1 protein-coding gene is annotated in these 248 nt (G+C 64.1%); it reads left to right on the top strand.

Annotation, left to right across the window (positions count from 1 at the left end; translation table 11 throughout):
* Positions 1-54 precede the first annotated feature (54 nt).
* The coding region (locus SB764_RS43330; protein WP_410867213.1) for a hypothetical protein at positions 55-248 on the top strand (194 nt) is incomplete at its 3' end.

The raw sequence follows: 248 nt of genomic DNA, 5'->3' as shown, positions 1-248 counted from the left end.
ATCGCGCTGGTCGCGGGCGATCCCGTGGGAGTCAAAAGAGCCACCGTCCCGTCGATGGCATCGGTCGACATCAGCGTCCGGACCGTTGCCGGGCAGAGCGTCAACGAAGTGGCGGCCCTTATTCGGCGCTGGTTTGAAGTGCACAAGAGCCCCGACTTCGACTACCGGCTGTCCGTGGACACGGAGACGGCCCAAGAGCCGTACCGGACACCCCCTAATCCGGTTCTCGATGCCCTCTCACGCTCCAT

Origin of the sequence: Paraburkholderia sp. SIMBA_027, assembly GCF_046535315.1 — a bacterium.
GTDB classification, from domain to species: domain Bacteria; phylum Pseudomonadota; class Gammaproteobacteria; order Burkholderiales; family Burkholderiaceae; genus Paraburkholderia; species Paraburkholderia tropica.
The sequence above is the reverse complement of the archived record's forward strand: the minus strand, read 5'-3'. Positions and strand labels throughout refer to the sequence as shown.